The 23,931-nt window shown below is 71.2% G+C and carries 21 protein-coding genes; 12 read left to right on the top strand and 9 right to left on the bottom strand.

Going from position 1 to position 23,931, the window contains the following annotated elements; all coding sequences use genetic code 11:
• Positions 1-54: 54 nt before the first annotated feature.
• Entirely contained in the window at positions 55-2,394 is a 2,340-nt protein-coding gene (locus tag ASC98_RS27195) for an ATP-binding protein (protein ID WP_162249266.1), read from the bottom strand.
• A gap of 197 nt (positions 2,395-2,591) precedes the next feature.
• Here ASC98_RS27195 and ASC98_RS27200 point away from each other — a divergent pair, with 197 nt between their 5' ends.
• Positions 2,592-3,137, top strand: coding sequence for a hypothetical protein (locus ASC98_RS27200; RefSeq protein ID WP_056813207.1), 546 nt, complete (start codon positions 2,592-2,594; stop codon positions 3,135-3,137).
• 54 nt (positions 3,138-3,191) lie between these two features.
• Positions 3,192-3,353, top strand: coding sequence for a hypothetical protein (locus ASC98_RS27205; RefSeq protein WP_156154667.1), 162 nt, complete (start codon positions 3,192-3,194; stop codon positions 3,351-3,353).
• 104 nt (positions 3,354-3,457) lie between these two features.
• Here the strand turns inward: ASC98_RS27205 and ASC98_RS27210 are convergent, their stop codons facing one another.
• The 4 genes from ASC98_RS27210 to ASC98_RS27225 all read right to left on the bottom strand — a co-directional run bounded on the left by ASC98_RS27210 (position 3,458) and on the right by ASC98_RS27225 (position 9,030).
• Complete coding sequence (locus tag ASC98_RS27210; protein WP_056813210.1) at positions 3,458-4,063, bottom strand: 2-hydroxychromene-2-carboxylate isomerase; 606 nt, start codon at positions 4,061-4,063, stop codon at positions 3,458-3,460.
• 67 nt (positions 4,064-4,130) lie between these two features.
• Positions 4,131-7,130, bottom strand: a complete 3,000-nt coding sequence (gene uvrA / locus ASC98_RS27215; protein WP_082541886.1) for an excinuclease ABC subunit UvrA — start codon at positions 7,128-7,130, stop codon at positions 4,131-4,133.
• A gap of 101 nt (positions 7,131-7,231) precedes the next feature.
• On the bottom strand, positions 7,232-8,401 hold the full coding sequence (locus ASC98_RS32205) for a hypothetical protein (protein WP_056820592.1): 1,170 nt from the start codon (positions 8,399-8,401) through the stop codon (positions 7,232-7,234).
• Positions 8,398-9,030, bottom strand: coding sequence for a sigma-70 family RNA polymerase sigma factor (locus ASC98_RS27225; RefSeq protein ID WP_056813217.1), 633 nt, complete (start codon positions 9,028-9,030; stop codon positions 8,398-8,400). Before ASC98_RS27225 ends, ASC98_RS32205 begins: the two co-directional genes overlap by 4 nt.
• A 156-nt stretch (positions 9,031-9,186) precedes the next feature.
• Here ASC98_RS27225 and ASC98_RS27230 point away from each other — a divergent pair, with 156 nt between their 5' ends.
• From ASC98_RS27230 to ASC98_RS27250, 5 genes are read left to right on the top strand one after another with little or no spacing between them, the layout of a single operon-like run.
• Positions 9,187-10,722, top strand: coding sequence for a vWA domain-containing protein (locus tag ASC98_RS27230; protein ID WP_056813220.1), 1,536 nt, complete (start codon positions 9,187-9,189; stop codon positions 10,720-10,722).
• A gap of 57 nt (positions 10,723-10,779) precedes the next feature.
• Positions 10,780-11,388, top strand: a complete 609-nt coding sequence (locus ASC98_RS27235) for a TetR/AcrR family transcriptional regulator (protein WP_056813222.1) — start codon at positions 10,780-10,782, stop codon at positions 11,386-11,388.
• Positions 11,389-11,425: 37 nt separating this feature from the next.
• A complete protein-coding gene (locus tag ASC98_RS27240; RefSeq protein ID WP_056813225.1) occupies positions 11,426-12,457 on the top strand; it encodes an MBL fold metallo-hydrolase in 1,032 nt (343 codons plus the stop codon).
• A 53-nt stretch (positions 12,458-12,510) separates the two neighbouring features.
• Positions 12,511-12,921, top strand: coding sequence for an Ig-like domain-containing protein (locus tag ASC98_RS30905; RefSeq protein WP_056813228.1), 411 nt, complete (start codon positions 12,511-12,513; stop codon positions 12,919-12,921).
• The gene (locus ASC98_RS27250) at positions 12,921-13,775 is read left to right on the top strand and encodes a MipA/OmpV family protein (RefSeq protein WP_056813231.1); all 855 of its coding nucleotides are present in this window, start codon (positions 12,921-12,923) and stop codon (positions 13,773-13,775) included. The genes ASC98_RS30905 and ASC98_RS27250 overlap by 1 nt, the downstream gene beginning before the upstream one ends.
• Here the strand turns inward: ASC98_RS27250 and ASC98_RS27255 are convergent.
• Positions 13,772-14,197 carry a hypothetical protein gene (locus ASC98_RS27255; protein WP_056813234.1) on the bottom strand — a complete coding sequence of 142 codons (426 nt, stop codon included), beginning with the start codon at positions 14,195-14,197 and terminating at the stop codon, positions 13,772-13,774. The genes ASC98_RS27250 and ASC98_RS27255 overlap by 4 nt on opposite strands.
• Before the next feature lie 275 nt (positions 14,198-14,472).
• On the opposite strand from ASC98_RS27255, the gene ASC98_RS31410 reads away from it, so the two are divergent.
• Positions 14,473-18,096: a hypothetical protein gene (locus ASC98_RS31410; RefSeq protein ID WP_056813237.1), complete on the top strand. Its 3,624-nt coding sequence runs from the start codon at positions 14,473-14,475 to the stop codon at positions 18,094-18,096.
• Positions 18,097-18,102: 6 nt separating this feature from the next.
• Here the strand turns inward: ASC98_RS31410 and ASC98_RS27265 are convergent, their stop codons facing one another.
• Together ASC98_RS27265 and recQ are read right to left on the bottom strand one after the other, a co-directional pair.
• Positions 18,103-18,894 carry a CPBP family intramembrane glutamic endopeptidase gene (locus ASC98_RS27265; RefSeq protein WP_056813240.1) on the bottom strand — a complete coding sequence of 264 codons (792 nt, stop codon included), beginning with the start codon at positions 18,892-18,894 and terminating at the stop codon, positions 18,103-18,105.
• On the bottom strand, positions 18,891-20,765 hold the full coding sequence (gene recQ / locus ASC98_RS27270; RefSeq protein WP_056813244.1) for a DNA helicase RecQ: 1,875 nt from the start codon (positions 20,763-20,765) through the stop codon (positions 18,891-18,893). The genes ASC98_RS27265 and recQ overlap by 4 nt, the downstream gene beginning before the upstream one ends.
• 109 nt (positions 20,766-20,874) lie before the next feature.
• On the opposite strand from recQ, the gene ASC98_RS27275 reads away from it, so the two are divergent.
• The gene (locus ASC98_RS27275; protein ID WP_056813246.1) at positions 20,875-21,393 is read left to right on the top strand and encodes a cupin domain-containing protein; all 519 of its coding nucleotides are present in this window, start codon (positions 20,875-20,877) and stop codon (positions 21,391-21,393) included.
• Here ASC98_RS27275 and ASC98_RS27280 read toward each other — a convergent pair whose 3' ends face one another.
• Positions 21,394-21,984, bottom strand: a complete 591-nt coding sequence (locus ASC98_RS27280; RefSeq protein ID WP_056813249.1) for a hypothetical protein — start codon at positions 21,982-21,984, stop codon at positions 21,394-21,396.
• A 197-nt stretch (positions 21,985-22,181) separates the two neighbouring features.
• On the opposite strand from ASC98_RS27280, the gene ssb reads away from it, so the two are divergent.
• The 3 genes from ssb (at position 22,182) to ASC98_RS27295 (ending at position 23,930) form a co-directional block, all read left to right on the top strand.
• The gene (ssb, locus tag ASC98_RS27285; protein WP_056813252.1) at positions 22,182-22,721 is read left to right on the top strand and encodes a single-stranded DNA-binding protein; all 540 of its coding nucleotides are present in this window, start codon (positions 22,182-22,184) and stop codon (positions 22,719-22,721) included.
• A gap of 102 nt (positions 22,722-22,823) precedes the next feature.
• Complete coding sequence (gene wrbA / locus ASC98_RS27290; RefSeq protein ID WP_056813255.1) at positions 22,824-23,426, top strand: NAD(P)H:quinone oxidoreductase; 603 nt, start codon at positions 22,824-22,826, stop codon at positions 23,424-23,426.
• 75 nt (positions 23,427-23,501) lie between these two features.
• Complete coding sequence (locus ASC98_RS27295) at positions 23,502-23,930, top strand: hypothetical protein (protein ID WP_200953015.1); 429 nt, start codon at positions 23,502-23,504, stop codon at positions 23,928-23,930.
• Position 23,931 lies beyond the last annotated feature (1 nt).

Genomic DNA, 23,931 nt, shown 5'->3' on the forward strand with positions numbered 1-23,931 from the left:
TCACCTCAAAAAGCCGCCTCCCACGAGGCGGCTTTTTTCATGGTGGCGCGTCACCTACGGGGGCGGGCCCACCATCGCCTTGGCGACGGCATCCAGCACGCGCGCGACATTGATCGGCTTGGTCCAGTAGTCGTCGAAACCGGCCGCGAGCGCGGCGTCGATCTGCGGCTGCATCGCGTCGGCCGACAGCGCGATGCAGCGCAGGCCGGCGGTGCGCGCATCGGTGCGCAGCTGGCGGATCAGCGCGATGCCGCTGGTGTCCGGCAGGTTCATGTCGATCAGCAGCAGGTCCGGGGCCTGCTCGCACGCGGCCCTGAGGCCGGCGGCGCCGTCGTTGGCGACGCTCAGCCGCCACTGCGGGCGGCCTTTGAAGACCTCCTGCATCAGCATCACGTTCAGCGGCTCGTCCTCGATGTACAGCACGTGCTTCTGCGCCGCGGCGGGTGCCGTTGCGGGCGCGGCCGACGGCGCGGCGGCACCGGGCCCCGGCACGGCACGGCCGGCCGGCAGCAGCAGCGTGAAGGTCGAACCCTCGCCCGGCGTGCTGCGCAACTGCAGCTCGCCCTGCATCGCGGCCGCCAGCGTGCGTGCGATCACGAGCCCGAGCCCGCTGCCTTCGATGCGGCGCTGCTCGGCGCCGAGCCGGTTGAACGGCTGGAACAGCTGCAGTTGCTGCGCGGTCGAGAGCCCCTCGCCCTCGTCGCGCACCGCCACCGCGACGCGTTCGCCCTGGTGCTGCAGCGCGAGCTCGACGGTGCCGCCGGGGCGGTTGTACTTGATCGCGTTCGACAGCAGGTTCAACAGCACCTGCTCGACCGCGCGCGCATCGGCGGTCGCCCAGCAGCCGCCCGGACAGTGCGGCGCGAGCAGCCGGATGCCGGCGTTGTCGGCCAGCGGCTGGATCATCGCGAGGCAGCTGCCGGCCGCGGCGGCGAGGTCGACCGGCGCCGGCTTCAGCGAGAAATCCTCCTGCTCGATGCGCGCCAGGTTCAGCACGTCGTTGATCAGTTCCAGCAGGTGGCGGCCGGCGTGCATCACGCTGTCGATGCGGCGGCGCTGGTCGGGCGCGAGCGGGTGCAGCCGGTCGAGCGACATCAGCTGTGCGAAGCCGAGGATGCCGTTCAGCGGCGTGCGCAGCTCATGGCTGACGCGCGACAGGAACTCGCTCTTCGCGCGGTTCGCCTGCTCGGCCGCCTGCTTGTCGCGGCGCAGTTGCTCCAGCGCCGCCTGCTGCGTGATGTCGCGGCAGGTGCCGACCAGGCCGTCGACACGGCCGGCGGCGTCGTGCGTGCAACGCGCGAAGAGTTCGAGCATCGCCGGCACGCCGTCGGAGCGCAGCAAGCGGTAGCGGGTCTCCAGGCGGCCGTCGGTGGCCAGTGCGCGCTGCATCGCGGCCTCGGTGGCGGCGCGGTCGTCGGGATGCACCGCCGCGATGAAATCGGCGAGCGTGTGGTGCGCGAGCGGCCACGGCTGGTCGTGGTTCGTGCAGGCGCGCCGGTCGAAGCTGACCTCGCCGGTCGCGAGCGAATACTGCGCGACGCCGATGCCCGCCGCCTCGGCGGCCATGCTCCAGCGCTCCTCGCTGCCGCGCAGCGCGATCTCGGCCTGCTTCTGCGCGGTGGTGTCGGCGGTGAAGCCGTGCCACAGCGTCGAGCCGTCGGCCAGCCGTTCGGGCATCGCACGCGTTTCCATCCAGCGCACGCTGCCGTCGTCGCGCACGATGCGGTAGCTGCGCTGCCACGGCGACAGCGCACGTGCCGAGGCCTCGATGCTGTCGGCGTAGCCGCGCTGGTCGTCGGGGTGAAGCAGCCGGAACGGCACGGTCGGGTCGCCGCCGTTGCCGTCGCGCGGCGGCTCCACGCCGAACAGCTCGCGCGAGGCGTCGCTCGCATACGGGTAGCTGACCGTGCCGTCGGGGTGCAGCTGGAACTGGAAGATCACGCCCGGCACCTGCGACGACAGCTTGCGCAGCAGCTCGGCCTGCGCATGCGCGTGGCGCTCGGCGGCGATGTGCATCGACACGTCGCGCGCGGTGCCGCGGTAGCCGGTGAACTGCCCCTGCGCATCGAACACCGGCACCGCGCTGCGCGAGATCTGCAGCACGCCGCGGCCGGTGTGCTTGTCGGTCAGCACGCGCGTGATCGGCCGGTGCTCGTGCAGCAGCTGGTGGAAGCCGCGACCGCCGGGCAGCGGGTGGGCGAGCTCGTCGAGCAGCGGCGAATCGGCGATCTGCTGGCCGATGATCGACTGCGGCGGCAGCCCGGTGATGGCCTCGAACGCGCCCGAGACCCAGGTGTAGCGCAACTGCGCATCGGTCTCCCACATCCAATCGCCCGAGGCACGCGCGAAATCGAGCAGGCGCGCGCGCTCCAGGTCGGGCGGTGGGGGGTGCATGGCGGACATTGTCGAGCAGCGTCGCGCGCCACTCAAGCGGCGTGAACCCGCGCGCCGGCATCGTCGGCAGCTTGTCACGCAAGGCTGTAGGGCAACTCCCACACCCGCAAATTGGTTTGTCCGGCAGACCGCGGCACACGCCCTGCCTAAGCTTGCCGCACCGGCTCTCAGGCCATTCCCATCGAGGAGATATCAACATGACCAAGCAACAATCGCTCTCGTGCATCACCGCCGCCGTCGCCGCGCTGATGTTCAGCACCAGCGCCTTCGCCGCCGACAAGACCGCCTACGACCAGGCCAAGGCCTCGGCCAAATCGACGTATGAGGCATCGCACAAGCAGTGCGAATCCTTGTCGGGCAATGCCAAGGACATCTGCGTCGCCGAAGCGAAGGCTGCCCGCGTGAAGACCGAGGCGATGGCCGAAGCCGACTACAAGGGCACCGCGAAGGCGACCTACAAGGCGAAGGAAGACATCGCCGAGGCCGACTACAAGGTCGCGAAGGAACGCTGCGACGACAAGGCCGGCAACGACAAGGACGTCTGCGTGAAGGAAGCCAAGGCCGTCGAGACCAAGGCCAAGGCCGATGCGAAGGCCGAGCGCGACACCAAGAAGGCGAATGCCGAAGCCACCGACGACAAGAAGACGGCGGCCTACAAGGCTGAAGCCGAGAAGTGCGACGCGCTGGCCGGCGATGCGAAGACGGCTTGCGTGAACAGCGCGAAGGCCAAGTACAACATGTGATGACGGGTGCGCACGCCGGCCGCGAGGCCGGCGGCGTGCCGACCGGAGACCACCATGAGCTTCTTCATCGCTGCAACCATCACCGTCGTCACGGCGGTCGGTCTCCTGGTCGCGTTGATCGCGCTGCTGCTGCAGCCGAACGTCGAGGAGTTGATCCAGGGCAACTGGGTCACCGATGCGTCGGACGCAGAAGGCTCCGCCGTTCGCAATGGGTAGATGACGACCCCTCGCCCGGCGGGTACGCCGGGCGGTCCCCCGCGGGGACCGCGGGCCGGCTTGGGAGCGGCCCGGCGCTCGGCCCGCTCCCGCTCGGCGGGTGCTCAGCCCTGCTGCAGGCGCCGCTGCACGAAATCGAGCCGGTCCTGCCCCCAGAAGATCTCGCCGTCGATCACGTAGCTCGGCGCGCCGAACACGCCGGCCGCGATCGCTTCTTCCGAATCCTGTTCATAGCGCTCGTGCACCGCCTGCGAGTGCGCGTCGTCCATGCGCTGCGCCGGCAGGCCCTGCTCGGCCACGATCGCCTGCAGCACCGCCAGGTCGGCGATGTTGCGTTCTTCGACCCACACCGCCCGCAGCACCGCCGTCGTGATGCGCAGCGCCGCATCGGTGCCGTCCTTCATGTCGACCGCGATGATCAGCTGCGAGGCGTCATCGCTGTTGACCGGGAAGTACTTCGGCTGCAGGTTGATCGGCTGGTTCAGCCACGCGCTGAAGCGCTTCAGCTCGACCAGGCGGTAGGCCTGGCGTTGCGGCGCGCGCTTCGACAGCGGCAGGCCGCCCGACACCGGAAACACCTTGCCGCCCAGGTCGACCGGCAGCACGTTGACCTTGGCACCGGCGGCCGCCGCGATCTCGCAGAAGCGCTGGTGGCCGAGGTAGGTGTAGGGCGAGTGCGGGGACAGGTAGTAATCAACAGTCAGGCTCACGGCAGGCTCCTCTCGAAGGGCTGCAGTCTAGCCACGTCCGGTGACACCGGTCGTGCGGGTGTTCCCGTCACTCGGCCAGCAGGGGCTTCAGGTACTGCCCGGTGAAGCTTGCCGGGTTTGCTGCTATGTCTTCCGGCGTGCCGCTCGCCACCACCATGCCGCCGCCGGCGCCGCCCTCGGGACCCATGTCGACCAGCCAGTCGGCGGTCTTGATGACGTCCAGGTTGTGCTCGATCACGACGATGGTGTTGCCGGCGTCGCGCAGCTGGTGCAGCACCCGCAGCAGCAGGTCGATGTCGGCGAAATGCAGCCCGGTGGTCGGCTCGTCGAGGATGTACAGCGTGCGGCCGGTGTCGCGCTTGGACAGCTCCAGCGCCAGCTTGACCCGCTGCGCCTCGCCGCCCGACAGCGTGGTCGCGCTCTGGCCGAGCCGCACGTAGCCGAGGCCGACGTCGAGCAGCGTCTGCAGCTTGCGCGCGATGTTGGGCACGGCGTTGAAGTACGCATGCGCGTCCTCCACCGTCATCTCCAGCACCTCGGTGATGTTGCGGCCCTTGTAGAGCACCTCCAGCGTCTCGCGGTTGTAGCGCTTGCCGTGGCACACGTCGCAGGGCACGTAGACGTCGGGCAGGAAGTGCATCTCGACCTTCAGCACGCCGTCGCCCTGGCAGGCCTCGCAGCGGCCGCCGGCCACGTTGAAGCTGAAGCGGCCGGCGCCGTAGCCGCGCTCCTTCGCGGTGTTCATTTCGGCGAACAGCTCGCGGATCGGCGTGAACAGCCCGGTGTAGGTGGCCGGGTTGCTGCGCGGCGTGCGGCCGATCGGGCTCTGGTCGACATTGATGACCTTGTCGAAGACGTCCAGGCCCTCGATGCTGTCGTGCGCCTCGGGTTCGGCATGGCTGCCGTACAGCTTGCGCGCGACCGTGGCATACAGCGTGTCGTTGACCAGCGTGCTCTTGCCCGAGCCGGACACGCCGGTCACGCAGGTCAGCAGCCCGACCGGGATCTCGACCGTCACGCCCTTCAGGTTGTTGCCGCGCGCGTTGACGATGCGCAGCGACTGCGGCCCGGCGTCGTCGTCCTTGCGGTCCTGCAGCCGGTGGCGCTTTGCCGGCACCGCGATGCGCAGCACGCGCGACAGGTAGCGGCCGGTCAGCGATTCGGCGCTGGCCGCCACCGCGTCGGGCGTGCCCTGCGCGATCACGTGGCCGCCGTGCACGCCGGCGCCCGGGCCCATGTCGATCACGTGGTCGGCGGCGCGGATCGCGTCTTCGTCATGCTCCACCACCAGCACGCTGTTGCCGATGTCGCGCAGGTGGCGCAGCGTTCCGATCAGGCGGTCGTTGTCGCGCTGGTGCAGACCGATGCTCGGTTCGTCGAGCACGTACATCACGCCGGTCAGCCCGGAGCCGATCTGGCTGGCCAGCCGGATGCGCTGCGCCTCGCCGCCCGACAGCGTGTCGGCGCTGCGGTCCAGGCTCAGGTAGTTCAGCCCGACGTCGTTCAGGAACTTCAGCCGCGAGCGGATCTCGCGCACCACCTTGTCGGCGATCTCGGCCTTCGCGCCGCGCAGCTTCAGGCTGCCGAAGTAGTGCAGGCACTCGCGCAGCGTGAAGTGCTCGACGCGGTAGATCGGCTCGCCCTTCCTGTTGCCGGCGTCGCTGCCCGCGTGGTCGTCTTCACCCTGCAGGAACACGTTGCGCGCCTCGCGCCGCAGCCGCGTGCCTTCGCAGTCGGGGCACGGGCGGGCGGCCTGGTAGCGGGCCAGGTCCTCGCGCACCGCGGCCGAGTCGGTTTCCTTGTAGCGCCGCTCGAAGGTCGGGATGATCCCTTCGAACGGGTGCATGCGCTTGACGCTGCGCGGCTTGCCCTTCGCGCTGCCGCTGCCTTCGCCCTCGTAGACGAACGCGATGTCCTCGTCGCCGGAGCCGTACAGCAGCACCTGCTGCCCCTGCTTCGGCAACTCTTCGAACGGCTGGTCGATGTCGAACTTGTAGTGCTTGGCGACGCTCTCGAGCAGCGAGAAGGTGTAGCCGTTGCGGCGGTCCCAGCCCTTCACCGCGCCGCTGGCCAGGCTCAGCGACGGGAAGGCGACGACGCGCTCCGGGTCGAACGCGGTCACCAGCCCCAGTCCGTCGCAGCTCGGGCAGGCGCCGACCGGCGAGTTGAACGAGAACAGCCGCGGCTCCAGCTCGCTCAGCGAGTAGCTGCAGATCGGGCACGCGAACTTGCTGGAGAACAGGTGCTCGCGGCCATGGTCCATCTCGAGCGCCATCGCGCGGCCCTGCGCAATGCGCAGCGCCGCCTCGAAGCTCTCGGCCAGGCGCTGGCGCAGCCCGCTGGCGGCCGCGTCGGGCTGCACCTTCACGCGGTCGATCACGACGTCGATGTCGTGCTTCTCGGCCTTCTTCAGCTTCGGCAGCTCGGCGGCCTCGTGCGTCTGCCCGTCGATGCGGAAGCGGATGTAGCCCTGGGCCTGCATCTCGGCGAACAGGTCGGTGAACTCGCCCTTGCGGTCGCGCACCACCGGCGCCAGCACCATCAGCCTGGTCTCTTCGGGCAGCGCGAGCACGGTGTCGACCATCTGGCTGACGCTCTGCGCCTGCAGCGGAACATGGTGGTCGGGACAGAACGGCGTGCCGGCGCGCGCATACAGCAGGCGCAGGTAGTCGTGGATCTCGGTGACGGTGCCGACGGTGGAGCGCGGGTTGTGGCTGGTCGCCTTCTGCTCGATGCTGATCGCCGGGCTCAGCCCCTCTATCACGTCGACGTCGGGCTTGTCCATCAGCTGCAGGAACTGGCGCGCATAGGCGCTCAGGCTCTCGACGTAGCGCCGGTGGCCCTCGGCATACAGCGTGTCGAACGCGAGGCTCGACTTGCCCGAGCCGCTCAGCCCGGTGATCACCACCAGCTTGTTGCGCGGGATGTCGAGGTCGATGTTCTTCAGGTTGTGCGTGCGGGCGCCGCGCACGCGGATCAGCGGCAGCTCGATCGAGGCGCCCGGAGTGGGTGGGGTCGCGGCGGAGGCCGCCGCAACGGCAGGGGCAGGGGGTCGGGGCGCGGGCATCGGGTCGCAGGCACGAAACCGGACATCATAAAGGCCCGAGGTTTCATGCGGTGGTCACGGGTCACCGCCGACCCGCGGATGCCGGCAGATCCGCCGCCCCGTCAGGGCGTCGCCTGCTCCAGCGCCTGGCGCAGTGCCGCCAGCGTCGCCGCATCCAGCGGCGCGCGCCATGTCTCGCCGACATCGCGCCGCTCCCACACCAACGCATCGTCGGTGACCTGCAGGCGTTGCGTGACCTCGCCGTCGCGCAACAGCTGCAGCTCGGTGCCCGGCGCCGGTCGGACGTTGCCGAGGCTCTGCCAGCGCCCGCGCGATGCGGCGTCCAGGCGGCCGAGCCACTGGCTCACGGCATTGTCGAACGGGTGCTGCGGGCCGCCGGGGCGCTGCCAGTACCAGTGCGTCGCGTCGCTGGTGATCTGCTGGCGCAACTGCGCGATGGCCGGGCCGCCGGCGAATCCGGCCTGCAGGCCGGCCGGCGCGGCCGCGTCGGGGACCACGGCCAGCGAGGCCGGTGCGGCCGCCTTGGCCGGGGCGACGCGCGCTGGGCGATCGGCGGTGCCGTCGCTGCGCTCGCGGCTCTCGTTGCGGCTGCGTTCGCTCAAGGTGCCGGCCGCGGCGGCAGGCGGCGGTGGCGCTGCAACTGGCGCGGGCGCGGGCGCGGGCGTGGGCGTGGGCGTGGGCGTGGGCGTGGGCGTGGGCGCCGGCGCGGTCGGTCGCGGCATCTGCAGCGTCGATTCCTCGGCCACGATGCGCGGGTCGGTGGCCGTGTCGCGACGCGGGGCGTCTTGCGCCTGCCGCGGCGCTGCGGGCGGCTGCTTCGGCTTCTCGGTGCGCACCGACGGCGCGGGTGCGGGCGCCGGCGCTGGCGCGGCCGCCCCCGCGATCGATGCTTCGGCGCCCTTCTTCTTCTCCGACGCCGGGGATGCCGGCTCCGCGGCCGGTGCAGCCGGCGCCTGCACCGCGGCACGCGGCGGCAGGGCCTCTTCCGGCGGGCGCTCGCGCCACAGCAGGCCGGCGAAACCGATCACCACGACTCCGGCCAGCGCACCGGCAAAGCGCGGGCTGCCGATCCACTGCCACAGCCGCCGTGGCCACGATGGTGCCGCTGCCGCCACCCGGCGCCCCTCGCGCGCCTTCGCCTGCGCCTCGCGCAGGATCAGGTCGCGCAGCGCCGCCGGCGCCGCCGCGTCGGCGTCCGGCGCATGGCGCAGCGCCTGCCGCAGGTGGCGGTCGCGTTCGATGTCGTGCTCGGTGCCGGCCGGGTCGCTCATCGCGAAGCCTCCGTGCCGTTCAACGGCGCGAGGTACGCCCCCATGCAGCTGCGCAGCTTGCTCATCGCATAGCGCAGCCGTGTCTTCGCGGTCTCGAAGCCGACCTCCAGCGCGCGCGCCACCTCGGCCAGCGGCAGCTCGTCGTCGTGGTGCAGCAGGAAGGCGCTGCGCTGCGGCAGCGGCAGCTCCTCCAGGCAGGCCAGCAGGCGCTCGCCGGCCCGGCGCCAGAACGCGATGTCCTCGCCCTGCGGCGCCGGCCACTGCTGCCACGGCACGCCGTTCGCCGCGTCGGGCTCCCACGGCGCTTCGTCGTCATCGGTCGTGATCGACACCTCGCGGCCGCTGCGCCGCCACACATCGATCACCCGGTGGTGCGCCAGCGTGAACAGCCAGGTGCGAAAGCTCGCGCCCTGCGGCTGCCAGCTGGCGCGGGCATGGACCACGCGCAGCCAGGTGTCCTGGAACACCTCGTCGGCCTGCGCCGCGAGCGCGCTGCCGAGCAGCCGGCGCACGAAGCGGTACAGCCCGGCCTGGTGGCGGGTGTACAGGGCTTCGAAGGCGGCCGCGTCGCCGCGCGCATAGGCACTCATCAGCTGGTCGTCGTCGGTGGTGTCGGGGCCGGGTTGCATGGCATGGCAGTCTGCCTGATACCGATGGTGTTACGCGCGGCGGCACGCAACGGGGTGAAACGACGGGCCGCAAAAAGAATTCGCACCCGGTTCACCCCATCGTGCCGGCTGCCGCGTGTCAGCCCGGGTCACGTTCCGACAACCCTGGAGACCCGCATGGACACGATGAAGACCCCGCGCCGCACGCTCACTTCGGTGCTGATCGCCTCGCTGCTGCTGGCCGCCTGCGCCGGCAGCCTGGACGGCAACCTCGCGCAGGCCGCCGAGCCCTGGCCGCCGGTCTGGCAGGACGCGCCGCCGCAGCTCGACGATGCACCGCCCGCGTTCAGCCCGCCGTCCGCGACCAGCTGCCACCGCCTGCCCGCGATGCGCGAGGTGCCCGGCGGCGCGGGCCAACAAGGCAACCGGCGCCTGGGCCGCGCCGACCGCATCGAGCGGGAATCGCTGAAGGCCGAACTGAAGGCCGCGCCGGAGCGGCGCGACGAGCCGGCGATGGCGGTGGGATCGGCGGCCGATTCGGTGCGCGAGCGCGCAGGGGCCCCGGTGTCGCCGGCCGCGAAAGCCGCGCCCGAGCCGAGCGCGTCGTTCGCGCCCGAGCCCTGGCCGGCACCGCCTGCACCGCAGCCGACGAAGCCCCGTCCGGCGCGCGAGACCGTCACCGCCGGCATGGTCGACGACAACGCCGACTTCGGCGAGTACCTCGCGTACCGGCAGCGCAACGCCGGCCTGCCGGTGCGCGAGCGCGACATCGCCGAGCGTTACCTGCTCGAGGTCACCGATGCGCAGGGCGATCCGGTGCACGATGCCGAGGTGGCGATCCAGCGCCCCGGCCTCGCGCAGCCGGTGATGTGGGCGCGGACCGACACCGCCGGCCGGGTCTGGCTGCACCCGCGCGCCTTCCTGCCGCAAGGCGTGCAGGGGGATCGCGTGCTCGGCATCGCGGTGCGCAAGAACGGCGTGCAGGGCCGCGCCCAGCTGCAGCGCGGCCAGGCGAGTGCGGTGCAGGTGCGGCTCGGCCAGCCGGTGGCCGCGCAGCGTGCGCGGCTCGACCTGGTCTTCATGGTCGACGCGACCGGCTCGATGGGCGATGAGATCGCCAAACTGAAGCACTCGATGCACGCGATGGCGCAGCAGATCGCGCAGCTGCCGTTGCAGCCCGACGTCTGCTGGGGCCTGGTGGCCTACCGCGACCGCGGCGATGCGTTCCTGACGCGCACGCAGGACTTCACCGACGACCTGCGCGGCTTCCAGCAGGTGCTCGGCCAGCTGCAGGCGAACGGCGGCGGCGACACGCCGGAGGCGCTGAACGAAGCGCTGCACGAGGTGGTGCACGGCCTGAGCTGGCGGCGCGACGCGGCCCGCATGGTGGTGCTGGTGGCCGATGCGCCGCCGCACCTGGACTACGGCGGCCCGCAGTACGACACCGACATGCAGGCCGCGCTCGCGAAGGGCATCAAGCTGTTCGCGGTCGGCGCGAGCGGGCTCGATCCGGTCGGCGAGTACATCTACCGGCAGATGGCGCAGTACACCGCCGGCCGCTTCGTGTTCCTGACCTACCGCGACGGCGCCGACCCGGCCAGCGGCCCCGGCACGCAGACGACGCACGACGTGAAGCAGTACTCGGTGCAGACGCTGGACCGGCTGGTCGTGAAGCTGGTGGGGGATGAGCTGGCCAAGCTGAAGCGCACTTGACAATATGTGCGCATGATGTAAAGTTGATGCAACCGATCAACTTGCATCGAATGCGTCATGCCCCCCGAGACCCTTGAGCCGACCAGCGCGCGCCGCGACGCCATCCTGCAGGCCGCGGCCGGCGTCTTCCTGCGCTACGGCTACCGCAAGACCTCGATGGACGACCTGGCGCGCGCCGCCGAGCTGTCGCGCCAGGGCCTCTACCTGCACTTCGCCAACAAGGAGGCGCTGTTCAAGGAGGTGGTGGTGCAGCTGATCGGCCAGAGCCGCGCCACGATGCGCGCGGCGCTGGCGCGCGACGAGCTGCCGATCGAAGAGCGCCTGCTGGCCGCCTTCATGGCGCTGAAGTCGCAGGCCGACGGCACCGAGCTGCCGCAGGAGCACCTGGCCGAGCTGTTCGCGACCGCGACGCAGCTGGTCGGCCCGGTGCTCGACGAGCTGGAGCAGGCGCTGGTCGCCGACCTGTCGCGCGCGCTGACGTCGAGCGGCGTCGCCGCCGCCTGGAAAGACGCCGGCGTCAGCGCGAAGGACCTGGCCCAGCACCTGTCCGCCGCGTCGCACGGCATCAAGCACCACGCGCGCAGCACGGCCGACTACCGCGAGCGCCTGCGCGTCGCGATCCGGCTGGTGTGCCGCGCGCCCGCATCCCCATCGGCGCGCCGCTGAACGCCCGCGCTGTTTCCGTCACCGGAGTGATCCCGCCATGAGTTCCGCCACCCTCTGCCCCCGCCGCACCGCAGCGGCCGACCACACGACGTCGCCGCAGCACCGCGACGGCAAGTTCCGCAACGTCGTGCCGCGCCAGTCGCCCGGCTTCCTGAAGACGCTCGGCATCGCCTGGCGCGTGCTGACGAGCAAGCCCGACACGACGGTGCCGCGCGCGCCGATCCCGGTGCAGGCGCTCAGCGCGGAGTTGCTCGCCGACGCGCCCGATGCCAGCCTGTTCCGGCTCGGCCATTCGACGCTGCTGCTGAAGCTGGCCGGCGAGTTCTGGCTGACCGACCCGGTGTTCTCCGAGCGCGCGTCGCCGGTGCAGTGGGCCGGCCCGAAGCGCTTCCATGCGCCGCCGATCGACATCGACGGGCTGCCGCCGATCAAGGGCGTGATCCTGTCGCACGACCACTTCGACCACCTCGACCACGACGCGATCCTGCAGCTCGCGCCGAAGGTGGAGGTGTTCGTCACGCCGCTGGGCGTCGGCGACCGGCTGATCGCGTGGGGCATCGATGCCGCGAAGGTGCGCCAGCTCGACTGGTGGCAGCAGACCAGCGTGCACGGCGTGCAATTCGTTGCCACGCCGGCGCAGCACTTCTCGGGTCGCAGCCTGCGCGACGGCGACAGCACGCTGTGGGCGTCGTGGGTGATCGTTGCCGGCGACCTGCGCCTGTTCTTCAGCGGCGACACCGGCTACCACGCCGACTTCAAGACCATCGGCGACCGCTTCGGCCCGTTCGACGTGACGCTGCTCGAGACCGGCGCCTACGACAAGCAATGGCCCGAGGTTCACATGCAGCCCGAGGAGACGCTGCAGGCCCACCTCGACCTGCGCGGGCGCTGGCTGATGCCGGTGCACAACGGCACCTTCGATCTCGCGCTGCACCCCTGGCACGAGCCGTTCGACCGCATCCTCGACCTGGCCGCGGCGCACGGCGTGCGACTGGCCACGCCGGAGATGGGCGAGCGGCTGTCGCTGAACGCGCCGCACCCCGGCCAGCGCTGGTGGACCGCGGTGTGAGGTCGTCGGCCGGCGCGGTGCCGCGCGCGCGACGAGCGGGGTAGCATCCGCGGATGCGACGATCTGCCCTTCTGTCTGCTGCATCTGCTGCATCCGCTGCGTTCGCCGGTGCCACCCTGCTGACCGCCTGCGGTGGCGGCTTCTATGTCGAATGGAGCGACGGCTTCGACAGTGACGGCCCGCCGAGCGTGCAGCTGGTCGCGTCGTCCACCTCGGTGCAGGCCGGCGGCTCGGTGAGGTTGGCCGCCGCGGCCAGCGACGAGAGCGGCATCGACGAGGTGCGCTTCTACCGCCTCGACGGCGGCAGCGCGGTGCTGCTGGGCGGCGACAGCTTCTCGCCCTACGAATGGACGCTGACCGGCCCGACCGACGGCCGCAGCACGGTGCGCGTCTATGCGCGGGCGGTCGACAACCACGGCCATGCGGCCGACAGCAGCGTGCTGAGCCTGGACGTGACGCCCTGATGCGCCGGCTGCCGCGGGTCCTCTCCATCCTCCTGTTCCTCGCCGCCCCGTTCGCCCACGCGCAGCAGGCCGAAGCGCTTCCCGCGACGGTCGAGGCCACGCCGAGCGGCAAGCCGCTGTGGGAGATCGGCGTCGGCGGCGTCGCCGTCAACGGCCCCGACTACCCGGCCGCCGGCACGCGCCATTCGCGCGTCGCGCCGGTGCCGATCTTCGTGTACCGCGGCGAGCGGTTGCGGGTCGACGAAGACGGCGTGCGCAGCCGGCTGTTCGCCGGCGGGCGGCTTGAACTCGATCTGTCCGGCGCGGCCGCGTTCAATGCGCGCGACAACGACGCCCGGCGCGGCATGCCCGGCCTCGACTACCTGTTCGAGCTCGGCCCGCAGCTGCGCTGGCGGCTGCCGCTGGAGAACGGGCAACAGGTCAGCGCCCACCTGAAGGCGCGCGCGGTGTTCTCGACCGACGGGCGCCGCATCGACCGACACGGCAGCGTCGTCGAACCCGAGCTGCGCTGGCAGCGTCGCGGGTGGCCCGACAGCGAAAGCCAGGTGCAGCTGAGCGTCGTCAGCACCTGGGCCAGCGAAGCGCTGCACGACTACTTCTACCAGGTGGACCCGCGCTACGCGACCGCGCAGCGGCCGAGCTACGACGCGACGGCCGGCTACTTCGGCAGCGGCCTGCGTGCGTGGTGGTCACGGCGCATCGCGACCGACACTGTGCTGAGCCTCGGGGCTTCGCTGAACAACCACGGCGGCGCGGCCAATCGCGCGAGCCCGCTGTTCGAGCGCAGCAGCACGGCGAGCTTCGCGGCGGCCTTGATCTGGACGCCGTGGCACAGCGCGGAGCGTGTGCCTTAGAACTCCACCATCAGGTGCAGCACGTGCGAGCCGATGCGTTTTTCGACGCGCGGAATGAACGCGATGCGCGCCGTCACGCCTTGCACGGTGAACAGAGACACCGTCGGCACGAACAGCGGCTGCACCGCATGGTCGTAGCCGGTCACGCCGCCCATCGTCACGCCGAAGCGGCCGTGCTCCAGCGTGTAGCCGGCGTAGACGCTGTTGCGGCGCAGCGAGTTGTGGTACGCGCCGACGGTCCAGTTCTCGTCGCTGCGGTAGTAGGCACCGGGGTTCGAGTTGTTGTAGCGCTTCGCCGGGATGTGCTTGCTCGCGATGTGCAGGCCCCAGCTCTCGGCCGAGGCCGCGGGCGCGAAGGCCGCCACGGCCAGGCCGACCAGGGCGGAGAGGCATGCGGCGTGGGAGAGGCGGGGCAGGAACATGGGCAGGCTTTCGAACAGGTCTGTCTGTGCTCCTTCTTTTCGACGTCACCGCGTTCGCACGAAGCCATCGTTTCGGACCCTGACGCCTGTCTGCGCACAAGACCACGGCATTTGTTGACGTTCGTGCCGGCGGTTACAGCTGGGTTTCACCGGGCTGACACGCCCTGTCAGGCGTCCCCCTAGATCGCCGGTCAGGCAGCGGCTGACAAGCCTCGCGAGCGGTCCTACAGTCGCGCCGAGGCCGCCACGCGAACGGCCCCAAGGGGACACGGCTCATGAAGCCAGACGACGCACCGGCATCCGCCGCTTCAGCTCCATCCACGCTGCCCGACGACTGGCCGGCGCTGCACCAGGCCGAGCGGCTCGCGCTGCAGGCGCGGCGGCGCTGCGCGCTCGGCCTGGCCGACGATGCCGACCACCCGGCGCTGGCGCTGCCCACCGTCGGCCTCGCGCTGTCCGGCGGCGGCGTGCGCAGCGCGACCTTCGCGCTCGGCCTGCTGCGCGGCCTCGCGCAGAACCACGGCCAGCCGAACAGCGAACGCGCCGACCCGGCCGACCGGTCGCTGGTGGCCGACGGCATGCTGGGCCGCGTCGACTACCTGTCGACCGTCTCCGGCGGCGGCTACACCGGCGCGATGTTCGGCCGGCTCGTGCAGGCGTTCGGGCTGCCGCAGGCGCAGGCGCTGCTCGCGCGCAGCGATTCACCGGTGCTGCAATGGCTGCGCCGCAACGGCCGCTACCTGTCGCCGGCCGGCTCGCGCGACCTCGGCATCGCGGTCGTCACCTACCTGCGCGCCTGGCTCGCGATCCACACCGAATTCATGTTCGCCTGCATGCTGCTCGGCCTGCTGGTGATCGCACCGCACCTGGCGCAGCACAGCACGCAGCGGCTCGACCCGCAGGGCTGGGAGCGCTGGTTCACGCCGTGGTGGCCGGTTGCGCTGGCGCTGTGGGCCGCGACCGCACCGGGGCTGGTGGCCGGCTACTGGGCGGCGCGCGACAGCCACGACCCCGGTGCGCGCGCGGTCGGCCCGGGCTGGCGCGACGTGGTGTTCGTCGCCGCGATGGCCTTCGCCGCCTGGCTGCTGTTGCGCGAACTGCGCAGCGGCGACACGGTGAACCCGGTGCACGACGCGCTCGACTGGGCCACCGCCGCCTTGCTCGCGCTGCTGTCCATCGTGGTCGGCCAGCTGTTCGTGCAGGCGCGGCTCGCGCTCGGCCGCGAGCCGCATGCGCTGGCGGTCGCGCGGCTGCGCAACCAGCTGACGCGCTGGCTGAAGGCGGCCACGCTGGTGGTCGTCGCGATCGGTGGGCTGGGCGCGCTCGACCGCGGCAGCTGGTGGGTGCTGGAGGAACTGCAGTCGGGCAACCAGTGGCTGTGGGGCGGCGTCGGCTTCGGCGGCCTGGTGGTGCTGGTGCTGCGCCGGCTCGCGCAGCCGCTGCAGCAGATGGCGGCCGAGGCCGGCGCCCGCGCGCGCGGCTGGCTGCCGCGGCTGATGGACGTCGGCTCGCTGGTCGGCCTGCTCGCGCTGGTGACGGCCTGGCTGGTCGTGCTGCAGTGGTTCGTGTTCGCGCCCGACACCTTCAGCGCGCTGCGCGAGGTGCCGGCGTGGATGCGCGCGCTGCTGGTCGGCGGGCTGTGGCTGGGCTGGATCGTGCTGACCGCCGGCAATGCGCAGATGGCGAACACCTCGTCGCTGCACAGCTTCTACCGGGCGCGGCTGACGCGGGCCTACCTGGCGGTCGGCAACCCGCGGCGCGGGCTGGCCGGCGGGCCGCTGCCGCGCGCCGACGGCACCCGCAAGGCCACCCACGACGTCACCAGCGTCGTCGACGGCGACGACAGCGCGCTCGACAGCTACCGCCCCGAAACGCGCGGCGGCCCGATCCACCTGGTCGGCACCTGCCTGAACCAGACGCGCGACGACCAGAGCGGCCTCTACAACGCCGACCGCAAGGGCACCGCGGTGACGGCGACCTGGCGCGGGCTGGAGATCGGCCCGGCCGAGTTCGTCGCGCTGCAGCCGGGCGATGACACCGGCACGCTGGGCCGCTGGATCGCGGTGTCCGGCGCGGCGGCCTCGCCGGGGGCCGGCTCGTACACCTCGCGCGGGCTCGCGCTGCTGGTGTACTTCCTCGGCGTGCGGCTCGGCCACTGGGTGCGCGCGCCACGCGAATCGGTGCAGCTGCGCTGGCTCAGCCGCCTCGCCTGGCGCTTCGCGCCGAAGCCGCTGATGCTGGCGAGCGAGGCCTCGGCCACCTTCTACGGCGTCGAGCGGCCGTGGTGGTACCTGTCGGACGGCGGGCACTTCGAGAACAGCGGCATCTACCCGCTGCTGAAGCGCGAGACCGACTTCATGGTGCTCGCCGATGGCAGCTGCGACGGCGACTACAGCTTCGGCGACATCGAGAACCTGGTGCGCAAGGCGCGCATCGACTTCGGCGCCGAGATCGACTTCTACACCCGCGAGGAGGCCCAGCACCTGTTCAGCCTGGCTGGCAGCGACCTGACCGTGCTGTCGCCGGAGCACATGGCCGACAACCATTCGAGCCGCGGCGTGCTGCTGGCGCGCGTGCGCTACCGCGAGCGCATCGGCCCGCGCGGGCCGTGGCGGCCCGAGGCGACGCTGCTGGTGGTCAAGCCCAACCTGCACGACGCGCTCGACGTCGACCTGCTCGCCTATGCGCGCCAGCACGAGCGCTTTCCGCACGAATCGACCGGGGACCAGTCCTTCGACGAGGCGCAGTGGGAGAGCTACCACCGGCTCGGCGAGGATTTCGGCCGCGCGCTGCACGACACCTGGCTGGCGCAGCTGCCCGGCTGGCGCAGCCCGGCGCGGCACGGGCTGCGCGTGGCCGCGCGGCTGCGCAGCGCCGGCGACGAGGCGGCCGCCGGCGCGAAGGCCGAGCCGCTGTGGCGGCGCGCCGCGAAGGCCACCGCGATCACGACGACGATCGGGCTCGGCGCGTCGGGCACGCTGCTGCTGTCGATCTGGCAGGTGCAGGAGCAGTTGCAGCGCAACCGCGTCGACCAGCAGACCGAGGCGCGCGCGCTGTTCACCGAGGTGTCGAAGGCCTTGCAGGACTTCAATGGCCGCTGCCCGAAGGTGGCCGAGCACGTGGTGACGCAGGCCTCGCTGCTGTTCGACCTGCGAGGCAGCCCGGCGATGCGCCCGCTGGAGCGCGCCGGCGTCGAGCGGCTGGCCGGCCGCATCGCCGACGAATGCCGCAAGGACGCCGACCCGAGCGCCGACTGCGTGGCCGCCAGCCAGCGGCTGCGCAACGACCTGTGCGCGGTGGTGCAGAAGCCGCCGACCGAGAACACCGCGTTCAGCTACTGGCACCCCGGCACCTCGCCCGACGAACAGGCGGAGGCGGCGCGCCGCATCTGGCTCGCGCTGACCGGCCGCGCGTCGCAGCTCGCAAGCGCGGCCCACGTGGACCTGCCGGCGCCGCCCCCGGTGCCGGCGCTGCCGGCCGATTCGCCGCAGCGGGCAAGCCTGGGCGCCTGCCGCCAGGGCGACGAACGCAGCACGCTGTACATCGAGATCTACGACGAGGCCTCGCGCGAGGCGGCGAGCACGCTGCGCCAGGCGATCCAGCAAGAGGCCGACGTGCTGGTGCAGGTGGCGCCGATCGACAATGCGGCGCGCAATGCCGAGCTGCGCCAGCAGCGCCGCCCGGTGCCGTGGCCGGTGCCGACCTTCGTGCTGCACGACCCGGCCAGCCGCGAATGCGCGCTCGCGCTGTCGCGCTTCATCGGCGAACCGTGGGTCACGCCGACGCGCATCGACGGCGTGTGGATCCGCGAGCGGCGACGCTCGGCGGTGCCGCGCCCGGGCGTGATCGAGCTGTGGCTGCCGCCGGTGCTGGTGGCCGGCCAGTCGGCCGAGCCCTGAGGCGGCCTACGCCTTCGACGGCAGGCGCAGCACGCGGCGCAGCCCCCAGGCGAACAGCGCCAGCGAGACCGGCAGCCACAGCGGCTGCCCGATCGCGTCGGCCAAGGCCTGGCCGTCGCTGCTGGCCATCCACAGCACACCGGCGTTGAACGCGGCGTGCAGCAGCACGCAGGGCCACAGCGAGCGCGTGCGCTGGTACGCCAGCCCGAGCACCAGCCCGGTGCTGAAGCCGACGAAGAACTGGTAGACGTTGAAATGCGCGAGCCCGAACAGCGCGGCCGAATGCACGATCGCGGTGGCCGGCGGGTAGCGCAGCAGCAGCCCGCGCAGGATCAGCCCGCGGAACAGCATCTCCTCGAGCACCGGCGCCAGCACGCAGGCCGACAGCGTCGATGCGAACGAGCCGTCGACCGCATGCGCGAACCACTCCGCCTCCCAGGCCGACAGCGGCAGCAGCGCCTGCAGCAGCCAGTCCATCCAGCCGTTGACCGACCACAGCAGCGGCAGCAGCGCGAGCAGCGGTGCGGCGGTCATCAGCAGCGTGCGCAGCGGCGGCGACGGCGCGTCGTGCAGCATCTGCGCATGCGTCAGGCCGCGCCAGCCGAGCAGCGTCGACACGACGAGGCCGGTGGCCAGCACGCGCGTCAGTTCGCCGAGCTGCGCGTCGGTGATCGCGAGGGTGTCCTGCAGGTCCGCCAGCAGGCCGCCGAGCAGCATCTCCAGCAGCACGAAGGCCAGCACCGTCAGGATCGCGGCGCCCAGCCCGTACGGCAGGGTTTCGGGACTGCGCCCGCTCATTCGCCGAGCACGCGCAGGATCTCGCTGCCGTACGCTTCCAGCTTCTTCGCGCCGACGCCGCTGATGTGGCCGAGGTCGCCCAGCGAAGACGGCTGCGCGCGCGCCATCTCGGCCAGCGTCGCGTCGTGGAAGATCACGTAGGCCGGCAGCCCGTGCTCGCGGGCCACCTCGGCGCGCCAGGCCTTCAGCGCGGCGAAGCGCTGCAGCCCGTCGCCGTCCAGCGGCACCGGCGGCGGCTTGTCGCGCCCACCGGCCGTCTTGCCGGTCTTGCCCTTGCTGCCGCCGCGCCGCGCCTTCGGCGTTTCGCTCGCTTCGCGCAGCAGCAGCGGCACCTCGCCGCGCAGCACCTCGCGCGCGCTCGCGGTCAGCTCCAGCGTGTTGTATTCGCCTTCGGTGCGCAGGTGGCCGAGCGCGATCAGCTGGCGCAGCACCGCGCGCCACTGCACCTCGCTCAGGTCGGCGCCGACCCCGAAGGTCGACAGCGACTGGTGGCGGTACTGCGTCACCTTGTCGGTGGTCTTGCCGCGCAGCACGTCGATCAGGTGGCCGGCACCGAAGCGCTGGCCGTTGTTCTGGTGGAAGCGGTAGATGCAGCTCAGCGCCTTGCGCGAGGCCTCGGTCGCATCCCAGGTGGCCGGCGGGTGCAGGCAGTTGTCGCAGTTGCCGCAGGGCTCGCTCGCTTCGCCGAAATAGGCGAGCAGCCGCACGCGGCGGCAGTCGTGCGCCTCGGCCAGCGCCAGCAGCGCGTCGAGCTTGGCGCGCTGGCCGCGCTTGAATTCCTCGCCGGCCGGGCTCTCGTCGATCATGCGGCGCTGGTTCACCACGTCGGCCAGGCCGTAGGCCATCCAGGCGTCGGCCGGCAGCCCGTCGCGGCCGGCGCGGCCGGTCTCCTGGTAGTAGCCCTCGATGTTCTTCGGCAGGTCGAGGTGGGCGACGAAGCGCACGTCGGGCTTGTCGATGCCCATGCCGAACGCGACGGTCGCGACCATCACGACGCCCTCTTCGCGCAGGAAGCGGTCCTGGTGGCGCTTGCGCACGTCGGCGTCCATGCCGGCGTGGTACGGCAGCGCGTTGATGCCCTCGGTCTTCAGCCAGTCGGCGGTCTCGTCGACCTTCTTGCGCGACTGGCAGTAGACGACGCCGGCATCGCCCTCGTGCTCGTCGGTGATGAAGCGCAGCAGCTGGGCGCGCGCGTTGTCCTTCTCGACGATGCCGTAGCGGATGTTCGGCCGGTCGAAGCTGCTGATGAAGACGCGGGCGTCCTGCAGCTGCAGCCGCTCGATGATGTCGGCGCGGGTCAGGTCGTCGGCGGTGGCGGTCAGTGCGATGCGCGGCACGCCGGGGTAGCGCTCGTGCAGCACGTTCAGCGAGAGGTAGTCCTCGCGGAAGTCGTGGCCCCACTGGCTCACGCAATGCGCCTCGTCGATCGCGAACAGGCTCAGCAGCCCGCGCTCGTGCAGCGAATCGAGCTGCGCGAGGAAGCGCGGCGTCGTGATGCGCTCCGGCGCGGCGTACAGCATCACGAGGCGGCCGCTCATCATCTCGCGCTCGATCTTCTGCGTCTCGTCGAGCGTCAGCGTCGAGTTCAGGAAGCTGGCGTGCACGCCGGCCTCTTCGAGCGCGCCGACCTGGTCGTGCATCAGCGCGATCAACGGGCTCACCACCAGCGCCACGCCGCGCCCGGCGCGGTGCCGCGCGATCGCGGGCACCTGGTAGCACAGGCTCTTGCCGCCGCCGGTGGGCATCAGCACCAGCGCGTCGCCGTCGGCGTTGACGTGGTCGACGATGGATTCCTGGGCGCCGCGGAACGCGGTGTAGCCGAACACCTCCTGCAGGATCTGCAGCGGTGCGGTGGAGGCTTCGGGGGTCACGTGGGGCGGGCGGGCAGGGCGGAGCGAGGCCGCGATGTTACTCGGGGCGTTGTCCGGCGCGTTCCGGGCCGGTTTCTGGCACCCTTGCGCCTTCACCAGGAGACCGCCGATGACCGACCTCCACACGCCGCGCGCCGAGCAGCTGCGGCAGCTGTTGATCCGCAACTTCGAGAGCGCCGCGCGCACGCACGATGTGCGCGAACCGCTGTACGACTCGATGAGCGCGCGCCTGGCCAAGGGCACGGCGGCGCTGAAGCTGGGCGCGAGCATCGACGTGGTGGCGCCGGGCAAGCGCAGCTGCCCGTACCACTTCCACTACGCGCAGGAAGAGATGTTCATCGTGCTCGAGGGCGAGGGCACGTTGCGGGTGGCTGGCGAGCACCTGCCGCTGACGGCCGGCGACGTGGTCTTCATCCCGCCGGGGCCGGAGTACCCGCACCAGATCATCAACACCTCGGATGCGCCGCTGAAGTACCTGTCGATCAGCACGAAGGACAGCCCGGAGGTGGTGGAGTACCCCGACTCGGGCAAGTACCTGGCGACCGCGACGCGCGACGGCGATCCGTTCGGCTTCGGGCGGATGCACCGGGCCGACACGGATCTCGAGTACTGGGACGGCGAACCCTGATCAGCCCTTGCGGACCTGCGCGTCCGTCTTCTGGCGGTGGATCTTGCGGCTCTGGCGGTTCTCGCTGCGCTGGATGCCGCGCTCTTCCGCCGCGCCGACGTGGCCGTCACGGGCGGCCGCCGCTTCCTTGCGGTCGACGTGCGCCTGGCCGCGCTCCAGCTTGGCGGCCTCGTGGTTCGTCAGCGAGCCGTTCTGCACGCCGGCCTCGACGCGCTTTTCCTGGTTGACGTTGCGCTGAACGTCGGCCTGCATGCGCTGCGACGAGGCGGAATTCGGGTTGCCGGTGACGCCGTTGTGCTTGGCGGCGGCAATGTCGCGGCTGGCCTTGTTCTGGGCGGCTTCGAGGCGGGCCTTCTCGGCCGGCGTCAGCTTGCCGTCCTTCAGGGACTGCGCCTGCAGCTTGTCGACATGGCTTTCCTCGCGTTCGAGCTTGCCCGCTTCCTGGGTGGTCAGCTGGCCGCTCTTCAGGCCTTGCTCGATGCGTTCTTGCTGGTTCACGTCGCGCTGGACGCTGCCGGCCGTGGTGGATTGGGCAAAAGCGCCGGCGCTGGCGGCCAGCATCATCGAGCCGATCAGGATGGTGAGCTTCATGGTGGGAACTCCGGTTCAGGGTGGTGGGTGAAGAGTGGCGCGACCCTGCACCGACAACGGCAGCGCCGGAGCGACGTTGACCCTGGTCCGTGTGAAGTTTCGTTGCCCGGGCGTGACCAGATGCATCGCTGATAATCGGGGCATTCCCCTCGCCGCACCCCTCTTTCCCCTGTTCCACCTTTTCAGGAGCCGCTTCCATGGCCTCGATCAACAAAGTCATCCTCATCGGCAACCTGGGCCGTGACCCCGAAGTGCGCTACTCCGCCAACGGCGCCGCGATCTGCAACGTGACCATCGCCACCTCGCGCAACTGGAAGGACAAGACCTCCGGCGAGAAGATGGAAGAAACCGAATGGCACCGCGTGGTGTTCTACGACCGCCTGGCCGAGATCGCCGGCGAGTACCTGAAGAAGGGCCGCTCGTGCTATGTCGAAGGCCGCCTGAAGACCCGCAAGTGGCAGGACAAGGACGGCGCCGAGAAGTACACCACCGAGATCATTGCCGACAACATGCAGCTGCTGGGTGGCCGCGACGGTGGCGGCGGTGACGAAGGCGGCGGCGGTGGCGGTGGCGGCTACAGCCGTGGCGCCTCGGGCGGCGGTGGTGGTGGTGGCGATCGGCCGGAGCGCGCCGAACGGGCCGAACGCCCCGCACCGGCCTCGCGCCCGGCAGCCACCAAGCCGGCCGCGAAGTCGTCGACCGGCTTCGACGACATGGACGACGACATTCCGTTCTGATCCCAGGCCGTTCAGCCGATTTGAAGCCTGTGTTCGCTCCGGTGCAATCCGCGCCGGCTGCCGGCGCCCAGAATGCGCTCAGCCCACCAACCAGGAGCACACATGGCAGCCAAGGTTCTCGTCCTCTACTACAGCAGCTACGGTCACATCGAGACGATGGCCCAGGCCGTCGCCGAAGGTGCGCGTGGCACCGGTGCCACCGTCGACATCAAGCGCGTGCCGGAAATCGTGCCCGAGGCGGTCGCGAAGGCCTCGCACTTCAAGCTTGACCAGGCCGCGCCGATCGCGACCGTCGACGAGCTGCCCAACTACGACGCGATCATCTTCGGCGTGCCGACCCGCTTCGGCAACATGGCCGCGCAGATGAAGAACTTCCTCGACCAGACCGGCCCGCTGTGGTTCGCCGGCAAGCTGATCGGCAAGGTCGGCTCGGTGTTCGCCAGCACCGCCACGCAGCACGGCGGCCAGGAAAGCACCATCCTCAGCACGCACACCGTGCTGCTGCACCAGGGCATGGTGATCGTCGGCCTGCCGTACGCCTGGCAGGGCCAGATGAAGCTCGACGAGGTGAGCGGCGGCAGCCCGTACGGCGCAACGACCATCTCCGCCAGCGACGGTTCGCGCCAGCCCTCGGCCAACGAACTCGAAGGCGCGCGCTTCCAGGGGCGCCACGTTGCCGAGATCGCGGCCAGGCTGGCCCGCTGACGGTAGACTTCCGGCGCAGCAAAACCGAGCCGCGCGATCGACGCGCGGCCGCCCCTGTCTCCCGGAGGAAGCCCGATGCGCGCGATGAAATGGTTGCTGGTGCCCGTGGTCCTGGTGGCCCTGGTGGTGCTTTATTTCTTCGGCGTGATGAAGTGGAGCTACTCCGACGGCGAGCGCGCCGGCTGGGTGCAGCAGCTGTCGCACAAGGGCTGGATCTGCAAGACCTGGGAAGGCGAGCTGGCGCTGGTGTCGCTGCCCGGCAGCACGCCGGAGAAGTTCCGCTTCACGATCTGGGACGACGAGGCGGCTGCCAAGGTCAATGCGGTGATGGGCAAGCGCGTCGCGCTGCACTACGAGCAGAAGGTCGGCCTGCCGGGCAGCTGCTTCGGCGAGACCCGCTACTACATCACCAACGTGCGCGTGCAGGACGAGATCTCGCTCGCGCCCGGTGTGATCGTGCCGGTGCCTACCCCGCCGGCGGCGTCGGCCGCGTCGAAACCCTGAC

Origin of the sequence: Rhizobacter sp. Root1238, assembly GCF_001425825.1 — a bacterium.
Lineage (GTDB): Bacteria > Pseudomonadota > Gammaproteobacteria > Burkholderiales > Burkholderiaceae_C > Rhizobacter.

Excerpts from the sequence above, each read along its gene's own strand:
- ASC98_RS31410 (WP_056813237.1), top strand. The coding sequence starts at position 14,473 with ATGAAGCCAGACGACGCACCGGCATCCGCCGCTTCAGCTCCATCCACG.
- ASC98_RS27205 (WP_156154667.1), top strand. The coding sequence starts at position 3,192 with ATGAGCTTCTTCATCGCTGCAACCATCACCGTCGTCACGGCGGTCGGT.
- ASC98_RS27250 (WP_056813231.1), top strand. The coding sequence starts at position 12,921 with ATGCGCCGGCTGCCGCGGGTCCTCTCCATCCTCCTGTTCCTCGCCGCC.
- ASC98_RS27295 (WP_200953015.1), top strand. The coding sequence starts at position 23,502 with ATGCGCGCGATGAAATGGTTGCTGGTGCCCGTGGTCCTGGTGGCCCTG.
- wrbA (WP_056813255.1), top strand. The coding sequence starts at position 22,824 with ATGGCAGCCAAGGTTCTCGTCCTCTACTACAGCAGCTACGGTCACATC.
- ASC98_RS27265 (WP_056813240.1), bottom strand. The coding sequence starts at position 18,894 with ATGAGCGGGCGCAGTCCCGAAACCCTGCCGTACGGGCTGGGCGCCGCG.
- ASC98_RS27240 (WP_056813225.1), top strand. The coding sequence starts at position 11,426 with ATGAGTTCCGCCACCCTCTGCCCCCGCCGCACCGCAGCGGCCGACCAC.
- ASC98_RS27280 (WP_056813249.1), bottom strand. The coding sequence starts at position 21,984 with ATGAAGCTCACCATCCTGATCGGCTCGATGATGCTGGCCGCCAGCGCC.
- uvrA (WP_082541886.1), bottom strand. The coding sequence starts at position 7,130 with ATGCCCGCGCCCCGACCCCCTGCCCCTGCCGTTGCGGCGGCCTCCGCC.
- ASC98_RS27200 (WP_056813207.1), top strand. The coding sequence starts at position 2,592 with ATGACCAAGCAACAATCGCTCTCGTGCATCACCGCCGCCGTCGCCGCG.
- ASC98_RS30905 (WP_056813228.1), top strand. The coding sequence starts at position 12,511 with ATGCGACGATCTGCCCTTCTGTCTGCTGCATCTGCTGCATCCGCTGCG.
- ASC98_RS27195 (WP_162249266.1), bottom strand. The coding sequence starts at position 2,394 with ATGCACCCCCCACCGCCCGACCTGGAGCGCGCGCGCCTGCTCGATTTC.
- ASC98_RS27275 (WP_056813246.1), top strand. The coding sequence starts at position 20,875 with ATGACCGACCTCCACACGCCGCGCGCCGAGCAGCTGCGGCAGCTGTTG.
- ssb (WP_056813252.1), top strand. The coding sequence starts at position 22,182 with ATGGCCTCGATCAACAAAGTCATCCTCATCGGCAACCTGGGCCGTGAC.
- ASC98_RS27230 (WP_056813220.1), top strand. The coding sequence starts at position 9,187 with ATGGACACGATGAAGACCCCGCGCCGCACGCTCACTTCGGTGCTGATC.
- ASC98_RS27235 (WP_056813222.1), top strand. The coding sequence starts at position 10,780 with ATGCCCCCCGAGACCCTTGAGCCGACCAGCGCGCGCCGCGACGCCATC.
- ASC98_RS27225 (WP_056813217.1), bottom strand. The coding sequence starts at position 9,030 with ATGCAACCCGGCCCCGACACCACCGACGACGACCAGCTGATGAGTGCC.
- ASC98_RS27255 (WP_056813234.1), bottom strand. The coding sequence starts at position 14,197 with ATGTTCCTGCCCCGCCTCTCCCACGCCGCATGCCTCTCCGCCCTGGTC.
- ASC98_RS32205 (WP_056820592.1), bottom strand. The coding sequence starts at position 8,401 with ATGAGCGACCCGGCCGGCACCGAGCACGACATCGAACGCGACCGCCAC.